Annotated in this window: 7 protein-coding genes; 2 read left to right on the top strand and 5 right to left on the bottom strand. The window is 60.2% G+C overall.

The annotated features are described in order from the left end of the window. The 3 genes from B3H86_RS11500 to B3H86_RS11490 form a co-directional block, all read right to left on the bottom strand. Positions 1-591, bottom strand: a 591-nt coding sequence (locus tag B3H86_RS11500; protein WP_292054027.1) for a dicarboxylate/amino acid:cation symporter, incomplete at its 3' end; no start/stop codon positions are given. Between the two features lie 5 nt (positions 592-596). Continuing rightward, entirely contained in the window at positions 597-1,013 is a 417-nt protein-coding gene (locus tag B3H86_RS11495; RefSeq protein ID WP_292054024.1) for a hypothetical protein, read from the bottom strand. Between the two features lie 291 nt (positions 1,014-1,304). Next, a complete protein-coding gene (locus B3H86_RS11490; RefSeq protein WP_292054021.1) occupies positions 1,305-4,268 on the bottom strand; it encodes a TonB-dependent receptor domain-containing protein in 2,964 nt (987 codons plus the stop codon). 384 nt (positions 4,269-4,652) lie between these two features. On the opposite strand from B3H86_RS11490, the gene uvrB reads away from it, so the two are divergent. Then, entirely contained in the window at positions 4,653-7,058 is a 2,406-nt protein-coding gene (gene uvrB / locus B3H86_RS11485; RefSeq protein ID WP_409450237.1) for an excinuclease ABC subunit UvrB, read from the top strand. 13 nt (positions 7,059-7,071) lie between these two features. On the opposite strand, the gene B3H86_RS11480 is transcribed toward uvrB, so the two are convergent. Then, complete coding sequence (locus tag B3H86_RS11480) at positions 7,072-7,743, bottom strand: hypothetical protein (protein WP_292054018.1); 672 nt, start codon at positions 7,741-7,743, stop codon at positions 7,072-7,074. Positions 7,744-7,881: 138 nt separating this feature from the next. Between B3H86_RS11480 and B3H86_RS11475 the strand changes: the two genes are divergently transcribed. Next, a complete protein-coding gene (locus tag B3H86_RS11475; RefSeq protein ID WP_292054016.1) occupies positions 7,882-8,853 on the top strand; it encodes an HNH endonuclease in 972 nt (323 codons plus the stop codon). 143 nt (positions 8,854-8,996) lie between these two features. On the opposite strand, the gene B3H86_RS11470 is transcribed toward B3H86_RS11475, so the two are convergent. Continuing rightward, entirely contained in the window at positions 8,997-9,371 is a 375-nt protein-coding gene (locus B3H86_RS11470) for a hypothetical protein (RefSeq protein ID WP_292054014.1), read from the bottom strand. Positions 9,372-9,574: the final 203 nt, after the last annotated feature.

Raw genomic sequence — 9,574 nt, 5'->3', positions numbered from 1 at the left:
GATCATCGTCTCGCCCACCGCCTCGAAGAAGGTCGTCAGCGGAACCCGCAGCCGCTCCGGCAGGCGCGACGCGGCAAAGCCGAAGAAGACGGCAAACACCACAATGCCCAGAATGGCATCTTCCGCCGCCGCACGGATCGGATTGGACGGCGCAATCGTCTTGATGAACTCGCCGATCGGGGCGGCACCGCCAACCTCACCGGCATTGGGCGCCGCCGCCAACAACAGTTTGGCCCCCTCCGCATCGATGGGGAACAGTGTCAGCAGCCCATAGGACGCCGCCACCGAATACACGACTGCAAACAGGATCAGCACCGCGAACCAGCCCACGGCCTTCATCGCCATCCGCCCTGCCCGCGCCGCATCGGCGATCGAGGCCACGCCCGTCACCAACAGGCTGAACACCAGCGGAATGATGGTCATACGCAAGGCATTGAGCCACAGCTGACCCAGCGACTGCACCATATCGGCCGTGGCACTGCCACCCGGCAGGCCCCACCGCTGTGCCCCCATGCCCGCGGCCAACCCCAAAGACAGGGCCAGCAAGACCTGAACACTCAGCGATGCCAGAAAACGCCGCGCACGCCCCATAGGGATTATCCTGTCGTTTGATCTTCGCGGCTCACCGCACCGCGCACCGGCCGTTGCGCCATCACGCCGCCGCCGATGCCCGCCGCCAGCGCCACCAGTGTCAGCCAATAGCCACTCCGGACCTCGACTTGCACCGCCCGCCCCATCATCTGGGCCAGTTGACGCTCCAGTTGATCCGCCTCGTCACCGCCGCGCTTGTCGAGCTGTTCGTTCATCTCGCCGCGCATCTTGCCGACAGTCTGGGTCACCCCGCCTGCTACCAGCACCAGGGCCACGGCACTGGTCGCCGCCATCGCCCGCCCGGCAAACCGCGCGCCCTTGGGAACAAAGCCAAGGCCGATACCCAGCACGATGACCACCATAGCGCCGACGGCCCACCATGCCCCATCCTGGCCTTCGGGCGCGACCGCGACATCGGGCAATTCAACCGTGCCGCTCGCCAGTTGGTATCCGGATGCTTCGACAAGGGGTTGCCCGTTACAGCTGATCACCAACCAAGGCAAAAAAAAGAACAGCAATGCCAAGACTTTGGCAGTACGCGCCGCCCACAGCCAGCCCGTGTTTGAAAACATCCCTAAGCCCCTCGACTACCGCTTCACCCTAAGTTGGACGAAGACCCTGCCACCCTTGTGGTCAAAGCGAAAGGGCGGCAGACCTCTCGATCCACCGCCCTTGTGCATTTTGCGATCACCCTTTTGGGATCACACGCCTGATCAGAAAGACTTGCTCAGGTTGATGAAGCCCGAACGGCCGACATAGTCGAAGCCCGAGTACAGGGCCGCGTTGCCAACGCGCGAGGCGACACCGGTGGTGATGTATTCCGGATCCTCGTTGAACAGGTTGCGGACACCGACGGTGACGTTCCAGTTGTTGTCGCTCTCGTAACGGATCGAGGCGTTGTGCAGGAAGTAGTCGCCGACCGACACGTCGTAACCCATGGCCGGCAGATCATAGCCATAGGCCGCGGCGTAGTAGTCGTTCTCCGACATGGCCGACAGCCATTCGACGCCGTAACGAACGCTCCAGTTGCCCCAGTCGTAGGTAGCGCTCAGGTCAGCCGAGAATTCCGGCTGTTCCAGCGTACCGACCATGTCGTACTTCGGATCTGCATCCGACAGCACGTCATAACGCTCGGTCATCTGCGACAGGGTGCCCTGAACGGTCAGGTGGCCCTCGCCGATGAACTGGCGATAGCGGACCGAGTAGTCCAGACCCTTGGCCACATCGGTCGCGACGTTGACGTAGGAGTCCTCGACACGCAGGCCGTCATTGGCCGGATCGCGCGTCACGAACTGGCAATAGCCGTTACGGGCGGCAAAGTCGGCTGCCGACGAGGCATAGCATTCCTTCAGGATGGCCGGACGGCCCACGCGGTCCACGCCGTTCTTGACTTCGATCTCATAGTAATCGACAGCGAACGACAGGTCGCCCCAGCCTTCCGGCAGACGCGGACGCAACACCAGACCGACGGTCAGGTTGGTCGAGGTTTCAGCCGACAGGCCCGATTCAGCACCGCCCTTGGTGACGACTTCAATCGACTGGATCGAGTCGAAATCGGCGGCGATACCTTCCGCGGCGCAGTTGGCCTGAACGGCAGGGCTGGAGTCGTTGCCCCAGTCGTTGCACGGATCACCGGCAGCGCTGTTGTAGCCGGTGGTCGCACCGACGAACTGCTCGAACAGGGCCGGAGCGCGGAACGAGGTGCCATAGCTGGCCCGCAGGGTCAGCCAGTCGGTCGGCACATAGACAGCACCGATCTTGTAGGTGGAGTCATCGCCGTACGAGTCATAATCGGTGTAGCGGAACGAGCCCGACAGGGTCAGCTCCTTGGCAAAGCGCATGTCACGCAGGACCGGCACCTCGACCTCACCGAACACTTCCCAAACGCTGTCCGAACCGCGGGTCGGGGTAGCGGTCGAATAGTTGTAGATGTTGCCCGATGCCATGTTGGCGTCCGGCATGTCGTCGATCTTCATTTCGCGCCATTCGGCACCGAAGAAGGCATTGACCTCACCGGCCGGCAGCTGGAACAGCGGGCCGTCGACGCCCAGGCTGACGACGGTTTCTTCGTACTTGGTGGTGCCCACGATCGGACGATAGGCATAGTTCACCCAGTCCGCCGGCAGACGGCCTGCCAGGGTGTCGGCGTTCAGCGCCGGAGCGGCCACGCAGCCTTCAGCGCCCGAGGCGCAGACGAAACCGCCCTTGCCGTCAGCCACAACGTCCAGGCTGTTGACCAGACGGTCGGTCAGGATCTGGTTCGAGACATATTCGGCGTCCGACTTGCTGTAGGACACGCCCATGTCATAGCGCCAGCCGGTGGCGAACAGGTCGCCGCGCAGACCGATGACCTCACGCTGGAAGTCCACCTTCTGGGTGCTGGTTTCGTTGCCGAAGCCGATGAAGGCACGCGCCGCAACATCCTGGCCCTGGTTCAGGCCCTGGTCAGCCGAATAGGTGTAGGCCGCCAGAGCGTCCGGAACCAGCGGCGAGCCCTTGGCATAGTCGAGGGTCAGCTGGCGGAAACCGTTCTGGGCCGATTCACGACGGTTCATCAGGACTTCGCCGTAAACCTCGGCATTGCCCAGGGCGTTCAGCTGGTACGAGCCCTGCAGATAGGCCGTCTGGACCTCGACACCCGAGATCAGCGACTCCTTCAGCATTTCCGGATCGAACGAGTCGCGGTCCATCGCGCCCACGCCCTCATAACCCGGAACGCCCGTGGTGATAGCGGCGTTCGGACGGAAGCGGTTGAAACGGGTTCCGGTGGCACCCGGACCGGCCACGGCTTCAATCGTGTTGAACACGCGCTTGCCGGCATCGTTCACACCGGCCATTGCCAGGCCCAGGGTGTTGATCGTCACACCGCCGCTGTCGATGGTCCAGCATTTGGGCGAACCGGTCATCGGGTCGATGAAGTCCGAACCGTCGTTGTAGTTGTCGATCGGGCAGCGGGCCCACGGGCGGCCACCCAGGGTCAGTTCGTCACGCTCGTAGTATTCCAGCGAGCCCGAGAGGCTGAAACGGTCGCCGGTCTTGCCTGCCACCACCGAATAACGCTGGGTCGCACCTTGGCCCTTGGCGTCTTCCGGCTTGTTGTACTGGGCCGAGACGGTCACGCCATCGACGTTGTTCTTGGTGATGATGTTGACCACACCGGCCACGGCATCCGAACCATAGATCGACGAAGCGCCATCCTTGAGGATTTCCACCCGCTCGATCATCGAGGTCGGCAGCACGTTCAGGTCGGCCGAGCCGACCGACCCGCGCGAACCGGCCGGCGCCACACGGCGGCCGTTCAGCATCACCAGAGTGCGGGTCGCACCCATGCCGCGCAGCGACAGGGTGTTGGCACCCGGACCACCGTCGGTCACATAGCCGCCGAAGGCCGCCGTCACCTGCGATGCGCCGCCGGTCACCGACGAGCTTTGCAGGATATCGGTCATGGAGTTGTAGCCCGAACGCAATTGCTCTTCGGTGCTGACAACCTGCGTCGGCGACGGGGCGTTGTAGTTGTCGCGGCGGATACGCGAACCGACAACAACGATTTCTTCTACCTGCGTGGTTTCTTGGGCTTCTTGGGCAACCGCAGCTGCCGGAACCAGCATGGCCATCGACATAGCGGCAGCACCAACTGCCATCGACGTACCAAGCAGATAGTCTTTACGAGTACGCATAGACGCTCTGTACCTATTCAACTTACTAAATACTGCACGCCGATCAACGAACGACGTACTGCGTGGCGCACTCAACCTCTGCGCGCTTCAACCGTTAACGGCTATTCATGCGCGAACACATTCGCAACAATATTATTTCAGTAAAGCGACGTTATCACGCTTACGATGATCGAAGAACCTCGATCAATAAGCATAATATTTCGATATAATTCGAAAAACGGCACGATACGCTCACATTTACGTCGAGGCCTTCAAAATATCTTCCGGTTGCGAGCCTGTCTCATGTCACACGCAAAGCGTGGATATGTTTTCAGCTTTGACCAAAATCACACACCTGCCCCGCGCCTCTGGCGGATTCGGCCCCCGTGCATTACCTGTATGTTCATGGCCCGTTCCCCCTCGACCCCGCCGAAAAAGCCCGCGACCGCCACGCAGAAGCCGGTCCACGTCTCGGACCCCGCCCGCGCCGCCGAGAACCAGCAGGCATTGGAGCAGGCCAAAGCCATCAAAAAGGGCGTCGCCGAAGCCCCCGCCACCTTCATTCACGACAGCGCCACCCCGCCCCGCAACCTGCCCATGTTCGGCATCGGCCCGCGCCTGACGCCCGAGGAAGCCCCTTCGGCCCCGTCCGACTGGAAACCCCACCGTCCGGACCGCCCCAAGAACAAGCTGTCCAAGCCCTTCCGGCTGAACACCAAATATACCCCCGCCGGCGACCAGCCGCAGGCCATCGCCGAACTGGTCGAGCAGGCCAGCGAAGGCGAACGCAATCAGGTCCTCCTCGGCGTCACCGGCTCGGGCAAGACCTTCACCATGGCCAAGGTCATCGAGGAGACCCAGCGCCCCGCCCTGATCCTCGCCCACAACAAGACCCTCGCCGCCCAGCTCTATTCCGAGTTCAAGGCCTTCTTCCCCGACAATGCGGTCGAGTATTTCGTCTCCTACTACGACTACTACCAGCCCGAGGCCTACGTCCCGCGCACCGACACCTACATCGAGAAGGACAGCTCCATTAACGAGCAGATCGACCGGATGCGCCACGCCGCCACCCGCGCGATCCTCGAGCGCGACGACGTCATCGTCGTGGCCTCGGTCAGCTGCATCTACGGTATCGGCTCGGTCGAGACCTACACCGCCATGACCTTCGGCCTACAGGTCGGCGACACCATCGACGAGGCCAAGCTCCGCGCCGACCTCATCGCGCTCCAGTACAAGCGCAACGACCTGCATTTCGAGCGCGGCATGTTCCGCAAGCGCGGCGACACGATCGAGATCTTCCCCGTCCACTTGGAAGACCGCGCCTGGCGCATCTCCCTCTTCGGCGACGAGATCGAGGCCATCGACGAGTTCGACCCCCTCACCGGCAAAAAGACCGCCAGCCTCGAACAGGTCACCGTCTACGCCGCCAGCCACTACGTCACCCCCCGCCCGACCCTCAATCAGGCCATCACCGGCATCAAGGCCGAGCTGAAGGAAACCCTCGACTGGATGGTCGAGAACGGCAAGCTGCTGGAAGCCCAGCGGCTGGAGCAACGCACCCGCTTCGATCTGGAAATGATGGAGGCCACCGGCTCCTGCGCGGGCATCGAGAACTACAGCCGCTGGCTCACGGGCCGTGCGCCGGGCGAGCCCCCGCCCACCTTCTTCGAATACATCCCCGACAACGCCCTTCTGTTCGTGGACGAAAGCCACGTCACCGTCGGCCAGATCGGTGCCATGTTCCGCGGAGACTACCGCCGCAAGTCCACTCTGGCCGAGTACGGCTTCCGCCTCCCCTCCGCCATCGACAACCGCCCGCTCAAGTTCGAGGAATGGGACGCCATGCGCCCCCAGACGGTCTTCGTCTCCGCCACCCCGGGCGCGTGGGAGCTTGAGAAGTCCGGCGGCGTCTTCACCGAGCAAGTCATCCGCCCCACAGGCCTGATCGACCCGCCGGTCGAGATCCGACCCGTCTCCGGCACCACCCGCAACCAGATCGACGACGTCATCGACGAGGTAAAGGCCACCGCCGCCAACGGCTACCGCTCCCTCGTCACCACCCTGACGAAGAAGATGGCCGAGGACCTGACCGAGTACATGCACGAACAGGGCGTGCGCGTCCGCTACATGCACTCCGACATCGATACCTTGGAGCGCATCGAAATCCTGCGCGACCTGCGCTTGGGCAGCTTCGACTGCCTCATCGGCATCAACCTGCTGCGCGAGGGCCTCGACATCCCAGAGTGCGGCCTCGTCGCCATCCTCGATGCGGACAAGGAAGGCTTCCTGCGCTCGGAAACCTCCCTCATCCAGACCATCGGCCGCGCCGCGCGTAACGTCGATGGCCGCGTCATCCTCTATGCCGACCGCATGACCGGCTCGATGGAACGCGCCATCACCGAGACCAACCGCCGCCGCGAGAAACAACAGGCCTATAACGAGGCCCACGGCATCACCCCCGCCACGGTCAAGCGCGACATCAAGGAGATCATGGACTCCCCTTACGAGTCCCGCGAACTCGACCGCCTCACCAGCCCCGGCATGAAGGAAGACACCAAGCCCTTCACCGGCTCCAACTTCCAGACCGCGCTCAAGGACTTGGAAACTCGCATGCGCGACGCCGCCGCCAACCTCGAGTTCGAGGAAGCCGCCCGCCTCCGCGACGAGATCAAGCGTATGAAGCTGCTTGATCTGGAGTTTGCGAATGAGGCGCTGACGGGGGTTGGTGAAGAGGTGGACAAGTCAGCGCCGAAGCGTTGGAGGAAGGAAGCGGCGGCTGAGAAGGCTGAGGCGTTTAGGCGGGGGCGATGAGAAGTCTTAACTTCTAGTTGTAGCGAGGTTCAGCACGCAGTTCCGCCCACCGGGCTAGCAGGCGACGGTATTCGGAAGTCAAGTTCGCCTCCTCTGAACCATCTACGCCAGCATTCTCTAATGAATATGCGTGCCCCCTAACGATATCCAGTATCCGCATATCTTCCATCCGGTAGTCCGGCAATGCTTGCGACATCGCCCACAACCCCCAAGCCGCCACGGGCTCGCTAAGTGCAGGATCATCAAAAAAATACGGGTATATTACTTGCGTCTCATCATCGCCTATTCGCACTGCGAAGATGTTGTCCACGACTACAGTGCCAAGACCTCGTAACTCTAGAGTTCCGCGGACACTCTCCTCGAGCACTGTGAATGGCTCATTTCGCATCCTCCGCCGCTCATCCCACCACCTCAGAAACCCCTCTGTGAGTAGCGGATAGAGATTTCTCCTACCCGCGTTCGCCTCAACACGAACTTCTGTCCGTTCGCGCAAATCCACCACGCCTCGGGCATGGTTCTTAGCATCAGCCCAAAAAGGCGTGTAAAAACTCATTCCTCCACCATCCAGTCCCTCTTCACGAGCGATATCGCCGCGAATGTTGGTGCGTAGAAGATCAGTCTCGAGCGCTTGATCGGCGAGAGATAACCTCATGAGGTTTCTCAACGGAATTCGTTCTATCGTCATAGCTCACCCCCCGGGGAGCACAACACTACTAACATAGATATCAAATATCAACGGTACTCAAATGTTCACCTACCTTAAGTAGGTAATTTTTGACTCCTTACCCACCAAAAGGGAGGCTCCTATACAAAGCGACCTCCTATGAGCGACCTCTCAAAAGCGACTAGCCAACTAAGTCAGCAACATCGGGAAGCCCTAAAGTGGTTCACCGAACGCAAAGGCCAATCGGTTTCCTGGCCAGGCGAAGTTGATGGCCTATTTCTAGTTAACAAAGCCAAAGGCATCCATAAGCCGGCAGGCTGGGAACACGCTCTAAGCGTTCGCCAATCTCAGAATAGCCCTTATGCGGATCAACCTCCTCAAGGCTCACCTGAGGACGCATGGACCTACCTCTATTATCAAGAGGGCCACGAACCAAAAGATCGAGATAGATACGCCACGAACCGCGGCATCATGGCCTGTCTTAGAGATAACGTTCCTCTAGCGGTCATCATCCAAGAAAAGCCCAAGCCAAAACCTCAATATCGCGTGTGGGGGTTGGCCAAAGTTACCTCATGGGACAATGGATATTTCAAGCTCATTGGGTATGACGCCGATGGCAATATCTCAACATCAGCGCCTGATCTCGATTACAGCCAGCTACCCAGCACCTTTTTAAATGTCGCGGAAGAAACCTCGGAAACCGACGATTTAACTCCTCCACCTCTCGACCTAACGGACGCCCGCAAAAAAATAGATGCGTCCATCAGGCTACGCCAAGGCGGGGCAAAATTCCGGAAAGAAGGCCTGAAGATTTTTAGCGGTCGATGCGCCGTTACGGGCTTTAACGTTGCTTCCGTATTAGAGGCTGCTCACATAGTTCCCTACCTAGGCGAACATACAAACACGCCAGATAACTGCTTGATCTTGAGAGCCGACATTCACACGCTTTTCGATCGTCAACTGTTAGAAGTTTGCTCCAAAACTTTGACCGTTCGGCTAGCTGATGAACTGAAGAACTCACCTTACGGAGATCTTGAGGGTCGCCCCATTTCTCGCCCCACCGGAATTCCCGACAGCACTTTGATCGAGCGCCTTAGCCAGCGCGAAAAGGTTTTAAGCAAGGCGAGCTAATTAATTTAGCTCGCCCTACCTTCCACCCGTGCGATCCTTCCCGCGTCTCGTCGCATGGAGGGCTCGTAAGGCCTGCGGACCTGCGGTGACGGGAGTGGATGGAGCGGGGTCCGCCCCTCCGGCTGAGGCTTGGCCCCGCCCAGTTACGATAAGTCTTCTTTCTGGGCCTTCAGCGTCTCGTTAATCGCAATCAGGCGCGTCTCGATCGCGCCCAGCATCCACGCAAACATGAATGTAGCGGTTGCCGACAGGGCAATGGCGACCCAGGCGAACAGGCTTTCATAGGAAGTCGCATCAATCAGGAAAAGCAGGACCGCCAAAGCAAAAGCCACAAAAGTTCCTACTCTCCCGATATCACGCATCATGGAAGTGTTCGTTATGGTGGGACCAGTGACAACTTCCACGTGACTAACGTTGCGCCAAGTCGCAGCAAATGCTGCGGCTTCCCTCGGCGAAGCCGCATCGTAGATGGCACGCTGTTCTTTACTCAGTTGGGCGTATTCGTCGGTATTGAGCATATCGGCACTTCCAATAGATAACATTGATACCCAGAGTGCACGCTTCGGAAATGCAGTCTAGAATTTATTGCCCACATCCAAAATCAAACGCGATCGGGCACTTGATGGCCGAAAGTTTGTCTATACTCGCCCTACCTTCCATCCGTGTCATCCTTTCTGCGTCCTGTCGCACGGAGAGCACATAAGGCCTGCGGACCTGCGGT

It is taken from the genome of Brevundimonas sp. UBA5866, assembly GCF_002432125.1.
GTDB lineage: Bacteria > Pseudomonadota > Alphaproteobacteria > Caulobacterales > Caulobacteraceae > Brevundimonas.
This window is presented reverse-complemented; position numbering and strand designations above follow the sequence as displayed.

Excerpts from the sequence above, each read along its gene's own strand:
- uvrB (WP_409450237.1), top strand. The coding sequence starts at position 4,653 with ATGGCCCGTTCCCCCTCGACCCCGCCGAAAAAGCCCGCGACCGCCACG.
- B3H86_RS11490 (WP_292054021.1), bottom strand. The coding sequence starts at position 4,268 with ATGCGTACTCGTAAAGACTATCTGCTTGGTACGTCGATGGCAGTTGGT.
- B3H86_RS11470 (WP_292054014.1), bottom strand. The coding sequence starts at position 9,371 with ATGCTCAATACCGACGAATACGCCCAACTGAGTAAAGAACAGCGTGCC.
- B3H86_RS11475 (WP_292054016.1), top strand. The coding sequence starts at position 7,882 with ATGAGCGACCTCTCAAAAGCGACTAGCCAACTAAGTCAGCAACATCGG.
- B3H86_RS11480 (WP_292054018.1), bottom strand. The coding sequence starts at position 7,743 with ATGACGATAGAACGAATTCCGTTGAGAAACCTCATGAGGTTATCTCTC.